This window comes from Perlucidibaca sp. (genome assembly GCF_057084925.1).
Genome location: NZ_JBXMRC010000023.1, coordinates 56,354 through 78,747, shown reverse-complemented (window position 1 = coordinate 78,747; position 22,394 = coordinate 56,354). Strand labels below are relative to the sequence as shown.

General features: G+C 57.2%; 19 protein-coding genes. 2 read left to right on the top strand and 17 right to left on the bottom strand.

All coding sequences use genetic code 11. The annotated features are described in order from the left end of the window. Nucleotides 1-143: 143 nt before the first annotated feature. On the top strand, nt 144-1,982 hold the full coding sequence (locus AC14IB_RS06960) for an acyl-CoA dehydrogenase (protein ID WP_484231203.1): 1,839 nt from the start codon (nt 144-146) through the stop codon (nt 1,980-1,982). A 254-nt stretch (nt 1,983-2,236) separates the two neighbouring features. Here the strand turns inward: AC14IB_RS06960 and AC14IB_RS06955 are convergent, their stop codons facing one another. The 15 genes from AC14IB_RS06955 to AC14IB_RS06885 all read right to left on the bottom strand — a co-directional run bounded on the left by AC14IB_RS06955 (nt 2,237) and on the right by AC14IB_RS06885 (nt 20,120). Beyond that, nucleotides 2,237-3,259: a TerC family protein gene (locus AC14IB_RS06955; RefSeq protein WP_484231202.1), complete on the bottom strand. Its 1,023-nt coding sequence runs from the start codon at nt 3,257-3,259 to the stop codon at nt 2,237-2,239. 77 nt (nt 3,260-3,336) lie between these two features. Continuing rightward, a complete protein-coding gene (locus tag AC14IB_RS06950; RefSeq protein ID WP_484231201.1) occupies nt 3,337-3,777 on the bottom strand; it encodes a group I truncated hemoglobin in 441 nt (146 codons plus the stop codon). A gap of 15 nt (nt 3,778-3,792) precedes the next feature. Further along, nucleotides 3,793-4,719 carry a DUF3034 family protein gene (locus tag AC14IB_RS06945; protein WP_484231200.1) on the bottom strand — a complete coding sequence of 309 codons (927 nt, stop codon included), beginning with the start codon at nt 4,717-4,719 and terminating at the stop codon, nt 3,793-3,795. Between the two features lie 11 nt (nt 4,720-4,730). Continuing rightward, nucleotides 4,731-5,321 (bottom strand): hypothetical protein, encoded by a 591-nt coding sequence (locus tag AC14IB_RS06940; RefSeq protein ID WP_484231199.1) that lies wholly within the window; start codon nt 5,319-5,321, stop codon nt 4,731-4,733. Nucleotides 5,322-5,423: 102 nt separating this feature from the next. Then, on the bottom strand, nt 5,424-6,653 hold the full coding sequence (locus AC14IB_RS06935; protein ID WP_484231198.1) for a serine hydrolase domain-containing protein: 1,230 nt from the start codon (nt 6,651-6,653) through the stop codon (nt 5,424-5,426). Nucleotides 6,654-6,740: 87 nt separating this feature from the next. Continuing rightward, nucleotides 6,741-7,913 (bottom strand): glutathione S-transferase family protein, encoded by a 1,173-nt coding sequence (locus tag AC14IB_RS06930; RefSeq protein WP_484231197.1) that lies wholly within the window; start codon nt 7,911-7,913, stop codon nt 6,741-6,743. A 3-nt stretch (nt 7,914-7,916) separates the two neighbouring features. Then, the gene (locus AC14IB_RS06925) at nt 7,917-9,014 is read right to left on the bottom strand and encodes a glutathione S-transferase family protein (protein WP_484231196.1); all 1,098 of its coding nucleotides are present in this window, start codon (nt 9,012-9,014) and stop codon (nt 7,917-7,919) included. Next, nucleotides 9,011-11,302 (bottom strand): DUF3604 domain-containing protein, encoded by a 2,292-nt coding sequence (locus AC14IB_RS06920; RefSeq protein WP_484231195.1) that lies wholly within the window; start codon nt 11,300-11,302, stop codon nt 9,011-9,013. Before AC14IB_RS06920 ends, AC14IB_RS06925 begins: the two co-directional genes overlap by 4 nt. Nucleotides 11,303-11,306: 4 nt before the next feature. Then, nucleotides 11,307-12,488 carry a HupE/UreJ family protein gene (locus tag AC14IB_RS06915; protein WP_484231194.1) on the bottom strand — a complete coding sequence of 394 codons (1,182 nt, stop codon included), beginning with the start codon at nt 12,486-12,488 and terminating at the stop codon, nt 11,307-11,309. Next, the gene (locus AC14IB_RS06910; protein WP_484231193.1) at nt 12,485-13,258 is read right to left on the bottom strand and encodes a peptidylprolyl isomerase; all 774 of its coding nucleotides are present in this window, start codon (nt 13,256-13,258) and stop codon (nt 12,485-12,487) included. Before AC14IB_RS06910 ends, AC14IB_RS06915 begins: the two co-directional genes overlap by 4 nt. A 5-nt stretch (nt 13,259-13,263) precedes the next feature. After that, a complete protein-coding gene (locus AC14IB_RS06905) occupies nt 13,264-14,331 on the bottom strand; it encodes an MBL fold metallo-hydrolase (protein ID WP_484231192.1) in 1,068 nt (355 codons plus the stop codon). Further along, nucleotides 14,328-15,653, bottom strand: a complete 1,326-nt coding sequence (locus AC14IB_RS06900) for a DsbA family protein (protein ID WP_484231191.1) — start codon at nt 15,651-15,653, stop codon at nt 14,328-14,330. The genes AC14IB_RS06905 and AC14IB_RS06900 overlap by 4 nt, the downstream gene beginning before the upstream one ends. A gap of 189 nt (nt 15,654-15,842) precedes the next feature. Continuing rightward, complete coding sequence (locus AC14IB_RS06895) at nt 15,843-16,844, bottom strand: helix-turn-helix transcriptional regulator (RefSeq protein ID WP_484231190.1); 1,002 nt, start codon at nt 16,842-16,844, stop codon at nt 15,843-15,845. A 1-nt stretch (nt 16,845) separates the two neighbouring features. Then, complete coding sequence (locus AC14IB_RS06890) at nt 16,846-18,600, bottom strand: hypothetical protein (protein ID WP_484231189.1); 1,755 nt, start codon at nt 18,598-18,600, stop codon at nt 16,846-16,848. 14 nt (nt 18,601-18,614) lie between these two features. Further along, on the bottom strand, nt 18,615-20,120 hold the full coding sequence (locus AC14IB_RS06885) for a hypothetical protein (protein ID WP_484231188.1): 1,506 nt from the start codon (nt 20,118-20,120) through the stop codon (nt 18,615-18,617). 125 nt (nt 20,121-20,245) lie between these two features. On the opposite strand from AC14IB_RS06885, the gene AC14IB_RS06880 reads away from it, so the two are divergent. Beyond that, nucleotides 20,246-20,926: a TetR/AcrR family transcriptional regulator gene (locus AC14IB_RS06880; protein ID WP_484231187.1), complete on the top strand. Its 681-nt coding sequence runs from the start codon at nt 20,246-20,248 to the stop codon at nt 20,924-20,926. Here the strand turns inward: AC14IB_RS06880 and AC14IB_RS06875 are convergent. Next, nucleotides 20,912-21,697 carry a DUF3108 domain-containing protein gene (locus tag AC14IB_RS06875; RefSeq protein ID WP_484231186.1) on the bottom strand — a complete coding sequence of 262 codons (786 nt, stop codon included), beginning with the start codon at nt 21,695-21,697 and terminating at the stop codon, nt 20,912-20,914. The two genes, AC14IB_RS06880 and AC14IB_RS06875, sit on opposite strands and share 15 nt — an antisense overlap. Nucleotides 21,698-21,729: 32 nt before the next feature. Further along, nucleotides 21,730-22,392, bottom strand: a complete 663-nt coding sequence (purN, locus tag AC14IB_RS06870) for a phosphoribosylglycinamide formyltransferase (RefSeq protein WP_484231185.1) — start codon at nt 22,390-22,392, stop codon at nt 21,730-21,732. Between the last annotated feature and the right edge of the window lie 2 nt (nt 22,393-22,394).

The window sequence follows — 22,394 nt, the reverse complement described above, 5'->3', positions numbered from 1 at the left end:
GACACCGGAAAACACGCCGCAAGTACGTCCATGTAGGCTCTCATGCGCCATCCATGGCGCATGACGGTTTTCCGGTGTCAGGCCGCACCAGATGAACAGCGTTCTCTTTTCGGGCGTTCGCGCCGTGGCTTTGGAGCTTCAATATGTCGCATCGTCTTACGCTCGATTTCCTTTTGAATGACTGGCTTCAGGCCGAAGCCCTTTGTCAGCGCGAGTTTCATGCCGAGCACAACAACGACACCTTTGCTGCGGTGCTGGAGCTTAGTGAGCAGATCGCGATGGAGCAGTTTGCGCCGATCAATCGGCTGACGGATATCCAGGAGCCAGAGTTCGACGGCGTTACGGTGCATCTGCCGAAGGAGACGCCGGTTGCGTTGGCGGCGTTCAATGAGGCGGGGCTGATGGGCGCAAGCAAGCCGGCTGAGGTCGGTGGCATGCAGTTGCCGACCGTGGTCGAGATGGCGTCGATGAGTTTCTTCTACAAAGCGAGTGTGTCGCTGGCGGCGTATCCGATGCTGACGCGGGGCAATGCCAACACGATTCTGGCGCACGGCACGCCGAAACAGATCGAGGTGTTCGCGAAGACGGGTTTTGCCGGCACGACCTTCGGCACGATGTGCCTGAGCGAGCCGCAGGCCGGCTCCAGTCTCTCCGATATTGCGACGCGGGCGTTGCCGGAAGCCGGTGGCGAGAATGATCCGCTGGGCGCGCGTCATCGCCTAACCGGTAACAAGATGTGGATCACCGGCGGCGAGCACGAGATGGGCGACAACATCATCCACCTCGTGCTGGCGAAGATTCCGGGGCCGGATGGCAAGCCGGTGCCGGGGGTGAAGGGCATTTCGCTGTTCATCGTGCCGCGTATTCTGGTGGACGCCGAGGGCCGGCCGACCGGGCAGCGCAACGATGTGGCGCTGGCCGGGCTGAATCACAAGTGTGGCTATCGCGGGGCGGTGAATACGCTGCTCAATTTCGGCGAGGGCAAGTTTCCGGTCGAGGGTCGGGCGGGCGCAGTGGGTTATCTCATCGGCGGTGTCGGCAATGGCTTGCGCTGCATGTTCACTTTGATGAACGAGGCCCGGATTGCGGTGGGTCTAGGTGCGACGATGCTGGGGTATGCCGGTTACGAAGCCTCGCTGGAATATGCCAAGCAGCGCCCGCAGGGGCGTCATGCCGGTGCTGGCGGCAAGGATCATAACAGCCCGCAAGTGCCGATTATCGAGCACACCGATGTGAAGCGCATGCTCATGATGCAGAAGGCGATTGCCGAGGGCGGGTTGGCGCTGGGCCTGTTCTGCGCGCGGCTGGTGGATGAGGAAAGTACCGGCACGCCGGAGCAGGCCAAGGCCGCCGGACTGCTGCTGGAGCTGCTGGTGCCGATAGCGAAGAGCTGGCCCAGCGAGTGGGCGCAGGAGGCGAACAGCCAGGCTATTCAGATTCTCGGCGGCTATGGCTACACGCGCGATTTCCCGGTCGAGCAGTACTGGCGCGACAACCGTCTGAACATGATCCACGAGGGCACGCACGGCATTCAGGGTCTGGATCTGTTGGGTCGCAAGGTGCTGATGAATGAGGGCGCGGCGCTGAAGGCGCTGGCGGCGCGCATCGGCGAGACGGTGACGCGCTCGGCCACAGCGGATGCCGGGCTGCAGGCGCATGGCCGGGCGTTGATGGCGGCGTTGCAGGAAGTCGTGTCGGCAACGCAGGCGGCCTGGGCGACGGGGAATCCGGCGGAGGCACTGGCGAATGCGACGAGCTATCTGCAGGGTTTCGGGCATGTGGTGCTGGCGTGGATCTGGCTGGAGTTGGCGCTGGCTGCGCAGGCCGCCGATGCGGGGCAGTGGCCTAACGGCTTCTTAGCTGGCAAGCGTGGCGCTTGTGATTTCTTCTTCCAGTATGAGCTGCCGAAAATTACGCCGTGGCTAGGTGTTGTAGCCCGGCGTGAAATGGTGTGTGCTCGAGCATCAGCCGACTGGTTCTGAGCTCCAAAGCTTTGCTAAGTCGCTGGTTATGACAGCCTTTGCGGCCTGACACTGGAAAACACGCCGTGAATACTTCCCTGTAGGCTCTCATGCGCCATCCATGGCGCATGACGGTTTTCCAGTGTCAGGCCGCGCCAGATGACAGCGGTCACTTATGCAGGTTTGGGGCTCGGCTATTCGTGGGTGCTCCGGCAACCAGCCCTTGAAGCGCTTGTTGTGTTCGTGACTGCATTTGCGCGGCCTCCGTGGCGATATTAGGTTTCCGAACTGGTGTCGCTTGTCGATGACTTGGCCGCGAAAGGATAGGCACTACCGCCTTTACCCTTCGGTGGAATGCGCAGCGACAGCAACATGGTGGCAGTCAGCGTCAGCACAGTGAAGGACAGCGACCAGACGACGGGGATTTTATAGATGTCGACAATCAACATCTTGATCCCGATAAACGCCAAGACCAGAGCCAGACCGTAGCTCAGCAAGTGGAAGCGCTCGTGTACACCGGCCAACAGGAAGTACATGGCGCGAAGGCCAAGGATGGCAAACACATTCGAGGTCAAGACAATAAACGGATCGGTGGTGATGGCAAAGATCGCCGGTATCGAATCGACCGCGAAGACCACGTCCACAATACCGATTAGCACCACGACAACGGCCAGTGGCGTTACTACGCGGACACCGTTAATGAACGTGAAAAACTTTTCACCATCATAATCTGGGGCGATACGTACCTTGCGTCTTAACCATTGCAGGGCAGGATTGGCCTCTAAATCCGGCTCTTTGCCGGCAGCCCACCACATCTTGATGCCGGTAAAAAGCAAAAAAGCGCCAAAGAAGTAGAGAATCCAATGGAACTTGGCGATTAACCAAGCGCCAATCAAAATCATGACGGCACGCAGCACGAGTGCACCGAGCACACCAATCATCAGAACGCGCTTCTGGAATTCCGCGGGAACTGCGAAGTAGGTGAACAGCATCAGGAAGACAAAGACATTGTCCACTGCCAGTGCTTTCTCAATCAGGTAACCGGTAATGAACTCGACGGCTTTGGTGTTGGCTAACTCTTGAGCAACGGCATCACTGCCCGTTCCGCCAAGGTGCCACCACATCCAGCCCATGAAGACAAAGGAAAGCGCGACCCAAACCAGTGACCAGATGCCAGCTTCACGCATGGAGACTTTGTGCGAGCCCTGACGATTGAGCGCAAAAAAGTCGAGTGCCAGCGCGAGCAACACAAAAAGTCCAAACAGCGACCACATCAACGGTGTACCAATGGTTGTCATTGTTTTGCCTAAATCTTAGAAAAATAGAAAGCGAGCTAACCTAGGACGGTAGCTCGCAAGCCTAAAACTACCACACGTTATCGTACAGTGATCACATCGCGATGCATCGGCGCCAAAAGGGCTAAGATGTCAGTCTGCTTATCAAAGGGCACACCTTTAGCGTTCATCGATGCCACAAGTACTTCCACCAAGGCATTGAAGTGCGCTTTGGTGATAGTCATGCCGGCATGCGCCGCCTTCATGTCCAAACCGATGTAGCGACAGGGGCCGCCGGTGGCTTCACACACCTGATCGGTGAGTTGCGACGCTAGACGTGCTGCATTCGTGTGAGTGAATTGGTTACCGATGCGTGAGTCTTGCTTCAGTCTCGCCACAAAGTCATCCATGACCACACGAATATTATCTTTCCCGCCCAGCTGCTCATACAAGGTCGGCGGCTTGGTTGATTCGGGCGGCGTATTGGCTGATGCCAACATCGGAAGACAGAGCAAAAGAACAGGTAAAACATGACGTTTCATAATGAGTTCCCCTGATTAGAACGCAATCTGAGCAGACACAAAGATGCCGCGTTGATCACGATTATTCGTGGTAGCGGGCACAATACGGCCCAAATCCACATAAGCTGCGGTCAGCGACACCTGTTTGTGCGGCGCCCAGGCAATGAACACATCTTTCCAGTCATCGGCAGCGAGACCGTTGCCTAGGCCAGCAGCTTGACCGGCACGTGCAAGCTTGTTCGGCATGGCACGATACTCCATGCCCACGGCGAGGTTGTTGCGCAGTAACTTAGCCACTGAAACCTCTGGCACGATTTGGTGGCGGGATTCATCGCCACCCAAGCGTGCCCCGAAACCTAGCAGGCCAGTTTGATTAGCATTTGTGGCGCGCAGCGTGGTGTTCACCAAAATGCCGGGTGCCAAGAACAACTTGGTGGCCGACACATACACATCCGTACCCGAGCGGCGCGCACCCAGTGACTGCAAAGTTGGCTCTAGGGCATTGGCATCGAGACGCTTGTGCTGAACACCGACGGAGACCTGCGGCATCCAGGTATCGGCATCCAGCACAGCCTCGCCGAAGACACGCACTTTGGCACCGATAATCTGCTGCTCCAGTACTAAGTCCGATCCGGTTAGCGCTGTACCCGTAATGCCCGTATCAAAGCGCTGTTGAGCCAGCGAAAACTCTACGCGCTCATTCCATGCCGCAGCTACGCCGAAGGTGTTGAGACGATAGTCATTGGTTTCGGTAAACGAGCTGCTCGCGCTAACTCCCCATTCATTTTCCGTGGCTTGCGTTCCGATCATGGCCCACGGTGTGATGCCACCACCCGCTGTGCCTTCCACCGAGGTGATACCACCGGTCAAAACGAGCTTACCGGTAGCCGCTTGCGCCGCAGGCATGAGCAGAAAAGTCGCAGCTAAAGCCAATAAACGCGGCTTCATTCGTCGTGCGCTCATGGAATGCCTCCTTAGGGTTTAACCGGCAATGAGGAGTGGTGTAGAACAATGAGCAGGCGACCTTGATCATCGCGCTTGTAGCCCCAGGTTTTGTCGACCGTGGTGGTTTTACCGGCCTTGTCGGTGAGCATCACATTGCCCTGACTTATCGCGACATCGCCATGCAGTTGGATAGCCACGTTACGAATCTCAGCCGAGCGCCAGCCTTTTAGGGCAAAACCGGTATCGGATGGGTAGCTTTTGTCACCGCCTACAAAGTAAGCCAGCGCGCCTTCACGGGTGGTACGGAAGGTCTGTGGTGCGGTGGTCAGGGTCGGTTTAAACAGCACGGGTCCGAGCGCGTAGCCGTAGGCGGAATCCAGCACTTTTTCAGCGGTGGCCTTAGCCAGCTTAAAGCCACCCTTTTCGAAATCCGTGGCGATGCTCACTAGGGCATTGCCCCAAGCGCGCTGAGCAGCAATGACATCGGCTTCGGTGATGTTCGACGACACCACGGGAGCGGCGGGGCCGGTGTGCGTGGTGTTGGCCAAGGCTGGTGTTGCAGCTGCAAAACCCGTGGTCAGTGCAATGGCCAAGGCGGTGTTACGGAAGGTCATCTTCATGGTCTTTCTCCGAGGTAAATGCTCAATGTGCTGGAGCATAGTGATCGGAGAAAGACGCTTTGAAATATGCCTTACGGCATAGTGTAGAGTATGCTGAATAGCCTATTTTTGATTGGCCACGGGAGTGGCACGCAGCGCGTCGCGGATGGCTCGGAAGGCGGCAATAGATTCGGGGAGATTGGCACGGAAGTCCGGATCCACGCTGGTGCGCGCGATGATCAGGTTGTCCGGTTCCGAGACATATACATACTGCCCCCATACGCCGGCAGCGAAATATTCGCGCTGATAGCCTTCCCACACCCACCATTGGTACTGATAGCCGCGCGCACCGTAATTGTAAGGCGATGCGCCGGGCTCCAAATGAGGCCCTGCCGGCGTGGTGGCCTCCGCCACCCAACCCTCGGGCAGCAGCTGGATGCCGTTCCAGTTGCCCTGATGCAAGTACAAGCGCCCGAGCTTGGCGAAGTCGCGCAGACGAGCGTTGAGGCAGCAAAACGCCATTTCCATGCCGTCTTCGCTTGGCTGATCAATATTCCAGTAGGCATCGCCCTCCATGCCGAGCGGTTGCCAAAGCTTTTCCTCGAGCACGGCGGACAAGGACTTTCCGTATAGCCGCTGCAACATCATCCCCAAGGCCTGAGTATCTACACTGATGTAGTGGAGCATCTCGCCGGACGGGCGTTCACGCCCGTAGTCGTGCATGACTCGATCAATGCGCTGACCGAGCACATACACCTTGATAAACAGCCGGCTTATATCAGAGTGACGACTGACATAATTTTCGTCGAAATCTACGCCGGACGACATTTGCAAAACGTGACGGATTGGCACGCCTTCATAGGCGCTACCCTTTAGATCAGGCACATAGTCCGTGATCGGGTCGTTCAGTGAGCGAATGCGACCTTCCTTGAGTGCAATGCTCACGAGCGTTGCGACAAAAGACTTGGCCACCGACCAAGAGGTGTGTCGGGTAGTCGCATCCGCGCCATGGAAATAGCGCTCCATGATGATTTGATCGTCCTTGATCACCAGTAATCCGGTTGCCGTCGCCCGCTCCAAAAACTCATCGAGCCGGCGTGTCTCGCCGTTGAATGTATAGCGGATCTCCAGCGGCCGCTCGGCACGCGAGAACTCAAAGGGCGTGGCGGCGCGGACCACGCGATAGGGCAGCACCTGCTCCATGCTGCGAAAGTTCTGGATGCGCTTATCGGGCGCAAAAAGCGCGTTGAGTTTCAGCGGGTTGTATTCCGCCCAAGGTCGGATAAGTACCAACAACGCCAGCAAGACGAGCGACAGTATTGCGCCGCCGATTTTCCAATGCCGTACCTTCATTGTTGTTATCCGCCTATCTTAAAAGTTGAGTTGGGGGGAGTTATCATGCAGCTGCTTAAAAAGTAACTCAGATAAATGGCCGCATGCTTAACGCACCGGCCCCGCCGGCATATCCCACGGCGTCCCCTTTAACAATCTCAACCCTGCCAACCCCTTAGCCGCTGGATATCGCCTCTGCAAGGGCATGACAAACTCATCGGCCAAACCCGAAACGATGAGCGGTGCCTGCCTCAACCAGCTGGCAATGCCCGATGACTGCAGGCGAATATCAACCTGTTCGCACGCTTCCGCAGCCAGCGCCCGATAAGCCAATAAGATCTGTTCCCGACACGCCACGCGATACCGCACTACCGCCATCTGCGGATACACCGTATCCCCCAACTCCAGATCAAAATGCGTTTCGCCACGGGCATACGCCGTCGCATTCAAATCCAGATAGGTCAGATAGTCTCGACTGATTTCGCCAAAAATGGCATTCCAGTCCGAGCTGGCAAAGTCTTCCAGTTCAGCGTGCGACGGTGTATTGCCGCCATGCGCATTCCACACCCTCCCGACCCAGGCGTAGACGGCCGGTGCCGTGTCGATCATCTGCTTGGCGGAGTGTGGGTCCAGCGCGAAGTGGCGAAACATGGAGGCGAAGAAGGCGAAGTCGACGATGCTCGGGCGCTCGCCGAGCAGGAACGGTCGGTCTTGCAGGCGCTGGCCGAGTTGCGCCAGGGTGCGTCGGTACAGCGCTTGCACCTTAGCTTCGTTGTGCGGGCGGATGCCGTCGTCGCGGACGAAGGTCAGGTACTGCCGCCAGCGCATGTACCAGCCCAGGCCGGCGGCGGGGTAGCGTGTGCCGTCGGACAGTTCGCGGCCGAGGCGGTGGCGCAGCAGGCGGTGCGAGTCGGCGAAGTTCCAGCGGTAGTACATGGCCGGTCGCCACAGCCATTCGTCCGCGTAGTCTTCGATGAGCAGGGCGATGAAGTGGCTGGCGGGGTCAGTCGGGTAGATCGATGGCCGGCCGTGTTGCTGATCGAGCCAGCGCATCATCGGCGTGGTGTCTTTTAGCCAGCGGCCGTCCGGGCATTGCATGGCCGGCACTTTCATAACGCCGGTGGCGGGCAGCACGGTGTTGCGTAGCGTGTCGGTGTTGACTTCGATGCGCTCGTGGTCGATGCCGGCGTAGCGCAGGTAGGCTTCGAGCTTGCCGCTGTAATACGACACGTCGGAGACATAGGCGCGATAGCGCCCTGAGGGTTTGGCGGCAGTGCTCATGGCTTACTCCGGGGCGACACGCAGGGCGACTTGACGCAAGCGCGGGATGGCCAGCTTCATGGCATCGCCGGCGCCGATGCTTTCCAGCCAGTCGTGCACGCTGGCCTGCTCGGCGGCGGGCAGGGCGCGGAAGGTGTCGAGGCTGCGTTGTGCCATCCACAGGCTGAAGGGGCGGGCGCCGACACGCAGCGTGGCATTGCCCATGGGCACATCAATCATGCCGAGCATGCGCGACCAGCCGCGACCGGACTTTAGGTTAGCGCGGGTGCGCTCCATTTCACCCAGGGTCAGTTCCAGCTGTGGCCAGAAGTCGGCGAACACGGATTTGAATAGCGGCAGCAGGGTGTCGGGAATGGCGTCATCGGCCAAGAAGTTGCCGGCTTGGGGTTGTGGTGGATTCATCATGCGTCTAACCCAGGCGAGCAAATTAGGGCGTTTGGCAATGAGTTCGCGTGCCGGCCAAGGGTCGCGCCCGAGGTGAGCGTAGAGCGGGCCGATGAGGCCGAAGTCACCGAGGCAGGGTTTGCTGCCGAGCAGGTAGGCGTATTGACCGAAATGAGTGTCGAGCAGGTCGAGCTGTTCATGCGTCCAGCGTTCGATGATCTCGTGCTGGCCGGGCACCACGCCGACGCCGGGCAGGTAGCTGCGCAGCAGCGTAGCGACTTTGGTCACGGCGCGGTTCTTGATGAAGCGCGGCATGAAGGGCAGCAGGTTGTCGCCGACTTCAGGCTGGAACAGGTCGCGGAAGTTCTCCGGATAGCTCCAACGGAAATGCATGGCGGTGGGCAGCCAGTATTCGTCCGCCCAAGCTTCGATCAGGCTGGAGGCCATCTTCTGTCGTGGCGTTGCCGGCACCACGGGCGCATTCGGGAAGCGTTGTTCCAGCACATCAATAATATGCGAGGTGTCTTGCAGCCATTCGCTTTCAGGCGTAACCACCACCGGCATAACCTGAGCGCCAACCTTTTTCTGAATGGTCGGCATGGTCCACAGATGAATGTTCTTCTCCACAAACGGAATGCCCTTATAGCGCAGGTAGGCGCGGGTCTTGCCGCTGTAAAGGGAGATCTCCCAAGCGTAGTGCAGGTAGGGACGAGTCATTTGGCAGGGGCTCCTGTTGTGGTTTTATGTGGGGCAGCTTTTGCCGCAGCGGCGTCGTCCACAAAAATGGGCGATGACCACGCACGATGTTCTGCAGGGGCGAGGCACTCGTCTTTGCTGCTGGTGCGGTCGTCGCCATAGCAAGGCTTCACGGCAATGCAGCGGCCCTGCGCATCAAATTCGCAGCGTAAGTTCGCGGCGTTGATTGTGGGTGAGGCCTTTTGCACGGCGCGGACGTAGTAAATGGCTTCGCGGCCCCGACGCTTGGCGGAGGTATCACTGAATTCCACGGTACAGCCAGCGGGGTCGCCGCTACAGGCGAAGGTTTTCCAGGGGTCTTCAATCAGGTCTTTCACGTTTTCACCGCGTTGGTTCTGCGGCAGGATGCGCACCACTTCAATGCGATCAATCGTTTTGCGTTTGTTCGACGGGTTGTAGCATTCGCCGCGACAGATTTGCTCCACTTGCTTGCTGCCCAGTGCCGTCAGGCTCTGCTCAGGGCAGCCCGGAAGCTGTTCAAAATCACCCACCGCACGCACCCGGAAGGTTGGATTACCCACGCCTTTCACCTCCGAGCCCATGGGTGCGGTCATGCCTTTATCGCCGAGCAGGTCGAACCAGAGCAGCATGCGCTCTCCGGAGGTGGCATAGACTTCCCGGCGCTTGAGTGCGCCCCAGATGGCATCGCGTGAGCGACCTGGGCTGTGCACAGCAACTAGACCGCCCGTGTAAAAGTAAGACTGTGCGCGCTCGCTTTCGTTCACTTGCAGGAAGTTGAAGCGACTCTGGTTGATGTCGAAGGGCACTGACTCGGGCTTTTGGCCGGTGGGCTTGGCTTCATCAATGAAGAACTTGCGTAGCGGCATGTCCTGACCATAGGCCTCGGTGTTTTCATGTCGGCCCACTTGTTTAAAGCCGGTGCCGGGTTGTGCTGCGTGATTGTCGCTGGAGGCAATAAAGCCAAAGCGGAAGCGCAGCGGACCTTTTCCGTTTTCGCCTGGCTCGTCAAAGTTAGACAGTGCCAGTGCGTATTGCGTGGAGCCACCGGCGCGATAGTTGAAGGCAGGCAGGAAGCAGTCGGTGCACTGGCCGGCGTCTAGCCAATCTTCAGGCTTCACGCCAGGCACCACGAGATGGCCGCCACGACCTGCAGCAAGGTAATCTCGGCGCGCTTTCACCACACGTTTTTCGCACTCGGCGGCGGGTAATGAGCCGCATCGGCTGCGAATGATTTCTCCCGCACGCCAGCACGAGGGGAGATAGTTTTTGCTGGGTGCCGGGCAAGTGGCATTGCCCTCGGCATCAAAAGCGACTTCCTTCCAGTCTCGGTATTCTTCTGAGTTGCCATGACCAGAGAACACCTCGATGAGTCGTTGGCGTTCGGGGTCGTGCTGCTTGCGCGTGAGCTGTTTTTCCCAGCCGGAGCCCAGTGGGGTGTAGAAGCCCCACGTGTTGCCATGCGGGATGACCAGGCTCTCGCTGCCCCAATCCCGGAGTTTGGCAAACAGGTCGGCGGGGGTTGTCGCGTACTCCACGCACTCCTTGGGCAGTTCGCGTACGGGGACCCCGTCGGCACAAACAGTTTGGCGGCGCAATTCGGCGAGTTTGTATTGCTGATCGAATTGCGATTGCCGGCTGGCAAAATCCATATAGGGCGAGATTAAATCTTGCCAATACGGACGGCCGTTGGCTCGCATGGCGGAGGCGGCAATGCTTCCGGCGCTAATGGGACGAGCGGGAATGTTGGCGTCGTCGGTGTCGCGCAGAATGACATTTTTATGGCCGTAATGGGTTTCTGGGGTGTTGCCCATCTGCGTCCATTCCCAGCCCAGAAACGTCACCATGTCTGGGTTGGCCGGATCACCTGCCACTGCATTGCATTGCCGGACGGTATCCTTCAAATCTTGCCAGTGCCGTGGTGTGAGCGATTCACCATGTTCGGTGCTGGCCCAAAAATCCAGACCGGAGCAGAATCGGGCGTAGTCGCAGGCTTCGGCGGGTGGATGCACACCGTTGCCATGCAAAACCGGCATGCTCCAGGCAAAGGCATCCACGGAATAGGTCGTGTGCACATGCAAATCGCCAAAGAGAATCTGCTTGGCATCGGCGCGCTCGCCAGTGGCCGCTACAAGCGCATCGCGGCGGGCCTTTAAAACCTCTTCGGAAACCGACTGACCACTGATCACGCCTGGCGTTTCGGGGTGAGCTTTACGATCCAGGTAAAGCCATGCCGCGACGGCGACCAGGGCGATGCTGATGATGCTGATTTTTTTTATGTTTTTGCTCATGGATTTACACCAGTAATCGGGTCAAGAACCAGAAAATGCCCAAGCCGGCAACGGCGGCAGAAACCCCTTGGCTGCTCCAGGCAGCCACGTGTGGAAAGCGTCGTAACAGATGTAGTAAGGGCCAGATCAGCGCGATGATGAGTATCTGCCCTAGTTCGACCCCGAGGTTGAAACCCAGCAGACCCGGCAAGAACTGCTCGGCAGGTAATGTCAGCTCGCCCATGAGTCCGGCAAAGCCAAAGCCATGGATTAAGCCAAAAATAAAGGTCAGGGCGAGGCGCCAGCGCTGAGGTTGAGGCGCGCTGGCCAGAAAACCGAAATAGCAGGCGGTAAACACAAATAGGCTGAGCAGCAGCGGGAGCTGACCCAGGTCGCTGGTGAACAGCCCCAGCCCCGCCACCCCGATGAGGGTGATGAGCAGCAGACGAGGAATCCAAGGGTCGCGCGCGCTCTGCAACCATAGATTTTCGGCTGCAACGAGGACAATGGAAAACCCAATGAGCGCCTCAATTCGAGCCTGATCTACGATCACCCAACCTAAGCTGGCGGCTGCCAAGGTGAGGCTGTGGGCGAGGGTGAAACCAGTGGCCAGCCACACCACATCGCGTAGCCGTGGGGCCAATAAAATTAACATCAGAATAAACGCGAGATGGTCCCAGCCACTCAGAATATGGCTCAGACCAATGCCAATAAATTGCTGCAGCGAGTTCGTTTCAGGCGCGGTGGCACCTAGCGTCAGGCTGGGATGGGCAAAGTTCAGCACGCGTTGTTGTATTGGCTGTTGTGGCGCATCAATACGGACAAAATGTAGGTGCGATGGCGCTACGTTCTCCAGTAAACGCGTGCGTAACGTCCATGGTTGTGCTGACGGACAGTCCACGTGCCAGCGCACACTCACCCAACCGTCGGCCTCAATTCCAGCCTTCGCCTCTTGCGTCGTGCAGCGCTGGTTCTGCGCCCACAGTTGGAGATCACGCGCCAATAAGGTCGCTACTTTTTCGGCGTACTGCTCGGTGTAGCGCGGATCAAGCTGTAACCGACTCAGTTGCAATTGGGAGATACGCGCCGTGACCGAGGCACCGGATTCGCTGAGGTGCCATTGCGAGTAGGAGGTACCCAAGTTATGGGCATGAGCCCAACCACTCACGAGCCAGAGGCAAAGAAGCCAGTAGCGATAAAACGTCATTGTGCATCGACTCGCGTGACGCGGTATTGCTGACGCAAGTCATCAAGCAGTTCACGCACTGCGCGCTCGTCACGCTGGCGGCGAAGCTCGCGAAGCACAGGCTCGCGAACGGCTTCGAGTGCAGGCGCAGGGGCAAGTTGCTGCTCGCTGACGAGCAAAATCACCTGTTGACCCTGGTTGGCGATGGGCCGACTTTCTTGACCCAAGGGCAGAAGCATGGCGGCCTTGACCAGTTCCGGCCCTAAGTACTGTTGCAGTTTATGCAAAGGCAAAAGGCTGTTCGGCAAGGGCGGCAAAAAGGCTTTGCGCTCACCCGCTGAGCTGAGTGTCCAGGCCTGCACCCGGAGCTGAGCCGGCGGCACAAATAAGCCTACATTGGCGCGATAAAACGACTCGAGCTCAGTTTCGGCTATCGCGTCATCGGACAGGCTGGCGGTGGTGCTAAAGAGCACTTCGGCAATGAGCTGGCCGCGCAAGCGTTGATCGTTTTCAACCAGCCCCAAACTCAGGCCATGTTGTACCAGTAGTTCTTCGTCGATCAGACGATCTAAGATTTGCTGCTTCTGTGCGTCCGTTAAGGGCGTGCGACGTTCGGAGGCAGCAGCGGCCACGCCTTTCAACCACTCATCGCGCAGAATCAGTCGCTCGCCAACTTGGGCCATGGCCCCGCTGGGTAAGCCAGCCGCTGGCACTTGCCGAACGACGCTAATGCCCGTGCCCACCATGCCCGCGAGGAGCCCGGCCAGCAGCAACAGTCGTGGCATGGGCATCGTTTTCACCGCGAACCTACCTCAATCGCTTTTGTGCCCACGGGCAGACTAATGAAGTCGCCATCCTGAGCAATCCGGATAGGGCCTTTGTAGCGCTCTTCAGCATCGGCCAGAAAGGCTTTTTTCAGGCCGGAAAGTGGCAGCGGCGGCACAATGTGATTCAGTAAAAGATAGCCAACCTTGGCTTCCTCGGCGACCTCGGCAGCCTCGGGCGGCGAGGTGTGATAGTTCAGAATATCGGTGAAAATTTGCTTGAGGTTTTGCCGACCTACGGCATCAGCACTGTCGTGCAGGATGCCCACGAGTGGCGCAGAGAGTGCTTCATGCACCAGCAGATCCACGCCTTGCGCGGCTTCGGTAACGGCGGCTGATTTGCTGGTGTCACCACTGATCACCACGCTGCGACCTTTGTAGCGAATTCGGTAGCCAACAGCCGGGTGCACGGGTGAGTGCGCTACGGCGAAGGCGGATATCTCCAGGTCTTTATCCTTCACAATGACGGCATGGCCCTGCGCTGGAACTTCGAACGATTTAGCAACGCCGCCAAAGCCCGTGCTGGGCATGATGTGATTGCCATGGTGCGCTACACGATATTGATGATCTGGCTCATATGCTTGTAAGAAGCCTGCCACCACGGATTCAACACCTCGCGGGCCATAAATGGTAACGGGCTGTTGATTCGCGCTGGCACCCCAGCGTTGCAACATTAACTCGCCCAAACCATCAATATGGTCAGAGTGGAAGTGGGTAAGAAAAACGGCCTCAATGCGGCCTGGGTTAAAGCCCATGCCCGTGATGTGGCGTGCGCTGCCGCTGCCGGTGTCAATCACGAATAAGCGCTGGCCCGCAATAATGAGGGTGCATGGCCCGGAGCGTAGATCATCCGGGAAGGGAGCCCCAGCACCACAAATGCCAATGTGCAAGCCATCGGCTAGGCCGTTCATGTTGTCAGTGCTCAGTCGTTTCGTGGCCACTTGCTTGACTAAGGCCAGACTGACCGGCACGGCTAGGAGGTGGTACGCCACAGCGCCCGAGAGCAGGAGCGCTGCTGCTACGATAAGTTTTTTGGTCATGATGGCGCCTTGTCAGTGACAGCTGTTTTCAATATTTCCTCAGCCACGACCCACAGACGGTCCTGACCCCAAGTACAGACGTTGCCTACCTTGAACGACGGCACGCCCCACAGTCCCAAAGCAAACATGTCATCGCGATTACGTTCGGCTTGAAGGCGCCAATTGTCATTTCGTAAAACTTGTTGTGCTTCGATCCAGTTCAGACCCGCACGCTCGGCTATGCGACGCAGGCCGTGATCGCTACCGGCATTGATGCCTTCGGCCCATACGCCCTGCATAAACGACATCACATAGGCCTCGCCGCGCCCAATACGCTCGGCATAGGCAATCAGGGCCAGGCCACGCTCCGTGGGCTTACCTACAGGGTCATTGATGCAGCCAAAAGGAATGTTGCGAACGAAGGCTTCGCGCGCGGTGTCATGGCTGATGTAGGACCGTTTATCGGCAGGTACTGGCAAGCCCCGCATAACCATAGGCAAGACATAACGCAGTTTTACGTTTGCCCCCGTTAAGCGCGCCAGCTCAAAAACGCGTGGGGCCACAATGGCGGAATAGGGGCTGCGGAAGGAAAAGAAGAAATGAATATCAGGCGGATTCACGCAAGACACGGGCGCCTTAAGGTCGGTTGCGGGCGGAAATAACAGCGAAGTGACTGCGTGTTTTTGAACCGCTAAAGCCTGTAATCGCTGCTCTAGGTGATAGAGCCGATCAATGCCCCAATACCATTCACCGGCATAAAAAAACGTGGCACCCAGGTAATGCCCTCGCCGGGCGCGGAGTTGATTAGCGGAGGCTTTGTGTGCCGCCACGGCTGCTGAGGAAGCACGAGTATGCGTCAGGTGTGAATCAAGGCCGGTGCAAAGATCGGCTTTGAACTGCCAGAGATTTTGCGATACCTGCCCCGCGATTTTTGCAAAGGCCTCGGCCTCGTGATTGGCCACCAGCAGCGAACTGGCCTCCGCGATGGCTTCGGCGCTGGGTTGCCGACCAGTATCGTTAAATTCTAGACCATAGTGTTTGGCTAGCCGAGCGGCATCGAGGCGGCTGTAGGCAATGAGCTTGTCGCGTTCAGGCGCGGCCGAATCGGGTGGGGCATCCACGATATGAACGCTTAGGGCGATGTCATAGCGCGCAAGCAGCTCGGGCAGGGCGCTGGCGGTCAGTGCGCTGTACGGGTCATCGACCTGATGAAAGTAATGCACGACGTGGGGCGCATCTTTGGCAATACGCAGACGTTCAGCGTTGGCGCGTTTGGCGAGTAGCCGCTGGCGCGAAAAAAGCCGACGACTAATCATAGGTAGCAGAAGTGCTTTAAGTGACATGAGGTTCAATCTGCCTATTATTTTTATGTGGGCAAAATGTCACGGACTAAACCGTGTCTTCGCACCATGACAGATTGTTTTTTTTAAGGCAACCAATGGTTTAGCGGAAAATACGGCTGGCGCAAAATCATAATTTTCTGAGCGAAAATGATGCCCGCGCAGCGTTTTCAAGGGTCGGTTTTGATGCGTTTAGCTGTTTTCGTGCTGTGCTTTGTGTCGGTACTGCGTGGGTGAGCATTCCATTTTGCTGCGGAAGGCTAGGGTGAAATTACTTTGATGGCGATAGCCTAGGCGCTCTGCGATGTCACTTAAGCGCAGGTTGGTATTGCTTAAATAGTGCTGTGCAAGCTCCAGGCGTACTTCGTGCAGTAGTTCGCGAAAGGGCAGGCCAGCTTGTTGTAGTTGCCGCTGAAGGGTGCGCCCACTCATGTTTAACTGCGTTGCAATAAAGTCGATATGCGCGACTTTTTGACCCACTCGATGGCGTAAATGCTGCCGCACTTGGGCGATTAAGTCCTGATCATCCAAGGCGATTAATTGCCGCTGAAGAAACGCATCGTGAAGGGCAGCAATGGTGGCGTCAGCACCAGGTACAGCTTCGTTTAGCGCATCCGCGTGAAGGTGAATGGCGATGCAGTCGTGGCCCCAGGAAAGCTGTTCGCCAAATAGGTTCTGCCACGGGCGGATATCGGCGGGTTGCTGGCGCATAAGCTCCACGCGCTGCGCCAACAGCGGCTGCGGGATCAGTAAGCGAATGAGTTGAATCGACGCGCCAACATAGGCCTCAACGCGGCTTTCTTCGAGCAACTGTGGGAAGGCAAATCGCGTACGAAAGGTCAGTGTGTCGGGACTTTCGGCACTGAGATCGAAATACAAGGCATCGGTCATGAGGCGAGAGAACTGCGTCATGCGCTCTAAAATCTCACCCAAATGGCGGCTGCTCAGCAGGGCCTGCCCCAGTTCCGCCCAATGCTGGGGGCGGAAGTGTTGTGCCACCAATAAGCCCGCCTGTTCGCCCAGTCGGGCGTCGGCCAATTGCCATAGCGGCACCAGCCGATGCACCGGGTGACGCATTTGCGCAAAGTCGTCTTGTGCGCGCAAATGCATAAGCTCCAGCAGGGAGTCACGCGTGCATCCATCGGCCTCTAGGACTTCAAACAACGCGACGACCCAACTGCCATGGATATGCATACTAGGGCGATGGTACGTGCTGAATCGGGTTAAGTGTTCGTCTTCCGCAATCCGCGTTTGTTTGGCAATTTTGGAAGCGCGTGATGCCACCCAATGTCCCTGTCCAAACGCTATTACCCGGGCCGATTGTAGTGGCCGCGTAGAAGCTATTGTCTGTGGGGTATGCGGTGCTTGGAATGCTAAAGCGCGACTTCCCCGTTTGGAAATCAATAGACTCGAGTGTCCAAGTGTCCATGCCATTAATGCTGCGTGAGCCGATGCCAAAGATTTGGCTGGAGCTGGCGCTCATGCTGGGAATGCCATTGGGCAGAGAGACTTCCGCGTTGCTCCAAACGGTCTTACAGCGTCGGTTGATCGGATCCCAGTCAACACGCTGTAAGCCTTGAGGCTTATTGATGCTTAGGCCAGACAAAAGCTGTGTGAAAGGCTGTAATTGGGCGGGCACTAACGCCAATAACTGATTGAGCTTCATTTGGTTATTGACGACAACCGCGCCATAGCCACGCACCAAAACCGACTGCTCAGATTGGCTGACGGTGGCCGACTCATTGCCGAAATTGATCGGCACTTCGCAGGCAATGCGGCGATCTCGACCCGGTTTAACGGGTTGCCAGTCGGCCGGAATGTCATCTTGCCACATCAAAACTAGGTGCATTAGGGGTTGTGCATCGGTAATGACGACAAAGCGATCTTTCGTGCCGGGCTGACCCATAAGTGTGGGTGTTGAGCCTGATCCCGTGCCGAGTCGTCCGCTGGCAGTACCGCCTGCTCCGGCATAGCCCGCACGCCATTTGCTGCTGAGCTTCTGGCCATTCCACGCAATGCGATGCTGCGCTGCGCTGGTCACAACATAGATATCGCTATTTTCATCGGCAGCAATCGAATTGGACACCTGCTCTAAGTCTTTGTCGGCAATGGTGCTGTCTTGGCAGGCATCACCATTGATTGAGTAGACTTTTAGCGTGGCAGCGCACATGGCTTCTGGCTGGCGCGGCACTACCCCAACCATGCCGAACTTGGTGGCGAAGGCGATATGACCGTCGGGAAGCATGGTGATGCCGACCAGCTCATCGTCGCGATCACCGCAACGAGCTTCAGGCGGCAAACTAAAGTTCTGCAGACGCTTAATGGCGCTGTGTCGATTGCCCACTTCGCTATCGCCAAAGACTTGCAGCGCGTCGGCTTGCCCAACGATCAGGCGCTGATCTCGATCTAATAAGTTATAGGCGCCACTGGTAGACACGGTGCTCACACCGCCGGGTAAAAAGCGGTCGATGCGTCGCATAGTGTCGCCATCAATCTTAATGACTTCGCCCGTAAAGCCAACGGTGGAAGCCCAAACGGCTTGGCGCTTTTGACTGTCACGCTCGGAGAAGTTCAGGACGACCGGCACAGCAGTCAGCGGGGCGTGATCAATATTGACTTGATCCGGTGTGGTTATGCCGGGCAGAGGCGATGACGCCTGAGCAAAATTGCCGCGATGACTAGCAGACCACGCATCTTGAGCGAGATGCGGGTTACAGGGGGGCTCTGACCCATCCGCAGCAGCTAAGGTATTGCAACTCGGTGTGAGGTTGCCTGTGGGGGCAGGGTTACCACAGAGCGCAGCTGCTGCCCTAAGCTGCTCTGCATTAGCCGTGCGCCCCGCTGACGCATTTTTGGCGGCGGGGCTGGACTCACTTCCGCAGCCCATTAATAAACTGGCCATCAGGGTCAGGCTAAAAAATACGGGCTTACTCAAGTGCGTGAACGGCATTTATTTACTCAAAACTAAAGGGCTGGAGCGCCGTCGGCAGGATTGGCTTCTTGATCCGCTAAGCACGCTGCAAAACGCTGCTTGGGCGTGCGATTCGGCTGATCGAAAATTTCTGGGCGACAGTAAGTCGTTTGCGGTGCGTACTCGCCCATGACGTCGTTGATATCGGTGCCTTGCGGTACGCGTTTAATGGCTTGTGAGTAGTTGTCATCCACGAGCATCTGGCGATAGAGCAAGAGGCCATCAGGGTAAGCACCCCATGGCAGCCAGGTAATGCCTTGCGCGGACGTGGCGTGGGTGGGGCGTTCAGCCGTGTCGGAAACGGCAACCGTGAAGTAGCCATCGGCATCTAAAACGGTGTCCTTGTCGGCGCTGCAATCGGTGTAACGCTGAGTGACAAATTCATTTTGGCAAATAGACCAATAGCGCATTTGCTCTTGACCAAATGTCACGCCCTTTTTATCCCGGAAGCTGGGGGCTTTTGCACGCAGTAAGAACAGGTTGCCATAGCGTCGGGCAAAGGCCGACGTGGTGTAGTCATTGTGAACATTGCTCAGGAAGCCGCCACCCCCGGTAGTAGGCAGGGCGGGGAATTGACTGGCCTGTTCAGCGATCCCCAGTTGATCAATGATCATGTTCATGCCCGATTGCGGCAGTCCGTAGAACGGGCGTGTAATGGCGGGGTAAACCGCCGTTGGAAAGGGCAGCGCAAGCTGATTGGGGTAGTCGGTCTGATTGATGAGGTCATTAAAGCCGAAGTCAGGCAAGAGTCCACCAAAGCTAGGTAGAAACGGCTCGCTACAGGTGGGCAAGGTGGCAATGGCTTGTCCAGTGCTCGATTCCAAGGTCAGCACAGGAAGTGGTACGCCACCGTCTTGGCGCTCACCGCTAGCTAAGTAGGTGCGATAAATAATGGGCACCACAGGGCCATTCGGGAGTTGCAGGGGACCAGCACCAATCGCGCCACTGTAAAAGCTATTGGCGGCTCTTTTTTCCGGCGCAGCGCCGAAATTCAGGTAGGCGGTATAGCGACCGCCAGAACTCGCGGTGGCCTCGGTGAAGGGGTTGCGTGAGCCTGATTCAGGACTAATTTCGCGATCGGCGATGGCATCAGTAGGGCGTAACGCCAGATCGTAACTATTAAACGAGAAATAACGTGCCTTTGGGTAAATGCCTTCAATTCGTAAGCGGTTACCGGGCGTCATGGGCACTAGGGCGACCCAATAACGCGCGGCTTTATCTGGAAAGGCGATGTTGGCGTTATCGGCATCGGAGGCTGCAATCCAGCCACAGCCCAAGCCCTTGAGGGTATCGGCATTAGTCGCCGAGGATTCCGCTTTTGGTGAGTCATTCTCAGTGGGTTCAGAGCCACCCAGCATGGACATGAGGCTGGCGAGTGGGCTTGTGCTCGATTCCGGGCCTGCGACTTCCGTATTTTTTTCTGTACTACCGGAGCCGCAACCTAGGAGCGTAAAGCTCAGGGCGATAGTGGCAAGGCGACGCTGATTCGTGCGGTGCATATTGTTCTCGTTATACCGACGCTAAAGTGCCAGAATCGTACTAATGCGACTGTGTTAATGCAAGTGCATTTTATTAGCGCTTTGCTTGTGGCAGACTAGCGCCATTCTCTGGTCGAGTATTTTTTGTGAGCGAAACTGCTGCTGTATACCAGCAAGACACTGCGGTAGCCGAACCTGCAGAAGGGCGTCAGGCGCTCTTAACGGCTGCGCTGAAAAGCTTTGCCGAGCATGGTTTGAATGGCGTTTCTTTGCGGACCATTACCGCGCAAGCGGGGCAACTAAATCAGTCGGCCATTCGTTATCATTTTCGTGACAAAGAGGGCTTGGTGGCTGCTGTATTGGCAGATGTCATGGCGGCCTTGGCTCCTCATCAGGCACAAGCCTTAGCGCAGTTAACAGCGCGGGGAAGTGAACTTCCATGGACCATGCGTGAGCTCACGCAGGTCATGTTTCAGCCCTTTCTTATGGTGTACTTAGGTGGTTCGTTAGGCTTACAGCGGATTCGTTTTTTGTCGCGCTTGACCTGGCAAGAAGGTGGCAAAGGGCAGGCGATGTTGGTGTCGGCAGTTCAGCCGTATTTCTTGCAATACACCGCGACACTGCAGGCTCTCGCGCCGCATAAGTCCGAGGCCGCGTTGGCGCTACACACCTACCTGACAGTGAATACGCTGATTCATGGCCTAGCCGATGCCTCATTACTGCAGGCGCATCCCGTCTTTGGCTTGGATACCTTGCACGAGACCCAACCCGGCGTCTTATTGAACTATTTCTATGACTATCTGGCGGGCGGCTTAGCGAGCAGCTGAGTTATTGCCCAGCCACGTCATGCGATAGGTTTCTGCGCCATCTTGATGGGTGATTTGTAGCGGCAAAAACTGCTGATTGGGGTCTAGCCATAAGGTGGTGATACGCGAGCCTTCGGCATTTCGACGCTGAAATACGCGAACCGGAATAGTTTGCTCGGCCACGGTCAGTGTCTCCGCCGGCAGTTCCGTCAAGGTGATGACAGTCACACCTTTCACATCGGCCAACGCGTATTGTGTTTGTGCTTTGCCGGTCAGCAGTAAATCACTGCGTAATTGCGCCTCCAGGCTCAAGCTATCAATCAGGTTGGCTTGGTCTGGGTATTGGCGCACTTTACCTTTACGGTCGGTGGTGGCTACTTGGCCGTCGCCACTGCGCAAAATGCGTACGGATTGCGGAAAAAACAGTAATTGCAGCTGGCGCTGATAGCTCTCAAATTGCACTTTGCCGGCCTTCCATACGAACTGACTGCGCTCATCTAAGGAACCTATGCCGGGCACACTGGCGGCGGTGTGCAGACTGCATACTTGCTGCTGACAACTCAAGCTTCGGGTGGCATCGCCACTGAGATTGCCATCCCAGCTGAAACGGTAGCGATGACTGCTAACTGACACGGGGAAGTCGTTAGCATTGGCAATGGCATGGTTAGCGCTAGGGCTGGCTGCCGCTGTGCTGGCACTTTCTGAGTGGATGGCGTTGGCTGTCTGGTTGGCACAGGCCACTGAAAAGGGCGCAATTAAAGCGATGCAGGCTAGGCCGCGAAATAAAGACATGACAACTCCGTGGCACGAGGCCGGTTGAGACATTACGTCGCGAGCTGCTGAGCAGCGTTTAGGGACTGGCCATCGAAATAGATTTGGCCAGCATCCAAGAATAGGCGTCGCTGGGCAAGCCAAGACAACACCGTTGGATAAAGTCTGTGCTCGGCAGCGTGAACGCGCGCAGCAAGCGTTTCCACACTATCGTCGTCTCTAACGTCAACCACGGCTTGAGCGATGACCGGGCCACCGTCTAATTCGGGTGTCACAAAATGTACGGAGCAGCCGTGGATGCGTTCGCCGGCATCCAGCGCACGCTGGTGGGTGTGTAGGCCTTTGTATTTGGGCAACAGGGAAGGATGAATATTGATAAGCCGCCCTTGTAAGGCATTAACGAAACCGGGGCTGAGGATGCGCATAAAGCCCGCGAGCACCACGACATCTGCCTGCCAGACGTCAATTTGTTTCAGCATGGCGGCATCAAATTCAGTACGGTCGGCAAAGTCGGTGTGCGCTAAAACGGCCGTCGCAACGCCCGCGTGTTGGGCGCGTACTAGGCCATAGGCATCGGCTTTATTGCTTAACACCCCCACGACGTGGCCCGGAATACTGACCGGTACAGTCGCTGTAGCGGCTTGGCCGCAGGCATTCAAAATGGCCTGAAGATTGGAGCCTGACCCCGAGATCAAAACGACCATACGGAATGACATGG

Excerpts from the sequence above, each read along its gene's own strand:
- AC14IB_RS06960 (WP_484231203.1), top strand. The coding sequence starts at position 144 with ATGTCGCATCGTCTTACGCTCGATTTCCTTTTGAATGACTGGCTTCAG.
- AC14IB_RS06955 (WP_484231202.1), bottom strand. The coding sequence starts at position 3,259 with ATGACAACCATTGGTACACCGTTGATGTGGTCGCTGTTTGGACTTTTT.
- AC14IB_RS06950 (WP_484231201.1), bottom strand. The coding sequence starts at position 3,777 with ATGAAACGTCATGTTTTACCTGTTCTTTTGCTCTGTCTTCCGATGTTG.
- AC14IB_RS06945 (WP_484231200.1), bottom strand. The coding sequence starts at position 4,719 with ATGAGCGCACGACGAATGAAGCCGCGTTTATTGGCTTTAGCTGCGACT.
- AC14IB_RS06940 (WP_484231199.1), bottom strand. The coding sequence starts at position 5,321 with ATGAAGATGACCTTCCGTAACACCGCCTTGGCCATTGCACTGACCACG.
- AC14IB_RS06935 (WP_484231198.1), bottom strand. The coding sequence starts at position 6,653 with ATGAAGGTACGGCATTGGAAAATCGGCGGCGCAATACTGTCGCTCGTC.
- AC14IB_RS06930 (WP_484231197.1), bottom strand. The coding sequence starts at position 7,913 with ATGAGCACTGCCGCCAAACCCTCAGGGCGCTATCGCGCCTATGTCTCC.
- AC14IB_RS06925 (WP_484231196.1), bottom strand. The coding sequence starts at position 9,014 with ATGACTCGTCCCTACCTGCACTACGCTTGGGAGATCTCCCTTTACAGC.
- AC14IB_RS06920 (WP_484231195.1), bottom strand. The coding sequence starts at position 11,302 with ATGAGCAAAAACATAAAAAAAATCAGCATCATCAGCATCGCCCTGGTC.
- AC14IB_RS06915 (WP_484231194.1), bottom strand. The coding sequence starts at position 12,488 with ATGACGTTTTATCGCTACTGGCTTCTTTGCCTCTGGCTCGTGAGTGGT.
- AC14IB_RS06910 (WP_484231193.1), bottom strand. The coding sequence starts at position 13,258 with ATGCCCATGCCACGACTGTTGCTGCTGGCCGGGCTCCTCGCGGGCATG.
- AC14IB_RS06905 (WP_484231192.1), bottom strand. The coding sequence starts at position 14,331 with ATGACCAAAAAACTTATCGTAGCAGCAGCGCTCCTGCTCTCGGGCGCT.
- AC14IB_RS06900 (WP_484231191.1), bottom strand. The coding sequence starts at position 15,653 with ATGTCACTTAAAGCACTTCTGCTACCTATGATTAGTCGTCGGCTTTTT.
- AC14IB_RS06895 (WP_484231190.1), bottom strand. The coding sequence starts at position 16,844 with ATGCATATCCATGGCAGTTGGGTCGTCGCGTTGTTTGAAGTCCTAGAG.
- AC14IB_RS06890 (WP_484231189.1), bottom strand. The coding sequence starts at position 18,600 with ATGCCGTTCACGCACTTGAGTAAGCCCGTATTTTTTAGCCTGACCCTG.
- AC14IB_RS06885 (WP_484231188.1), bottom strand. The coding sequence starts at position 20,120 with ATGCACCGCACGAATCAGCGTCGCCTTGCCACTATCGCCCTGAGCTTT.
- AC14IB_RS06875 (WP_484231186.1), bottom strand. The coding sequence starts at position 21,697 with ATGTCTTTATTTCGCGGCCTAGCCTGCATCGCTTTAATTGCGCCCTTT.
- purN (WP_484231185.1), bottom strand. The coding sequence starts at position 22,392 with ATGTCATTCCGTATGGTCGTTTTGATCTCGGGGTCAGGCTCCAATCTT.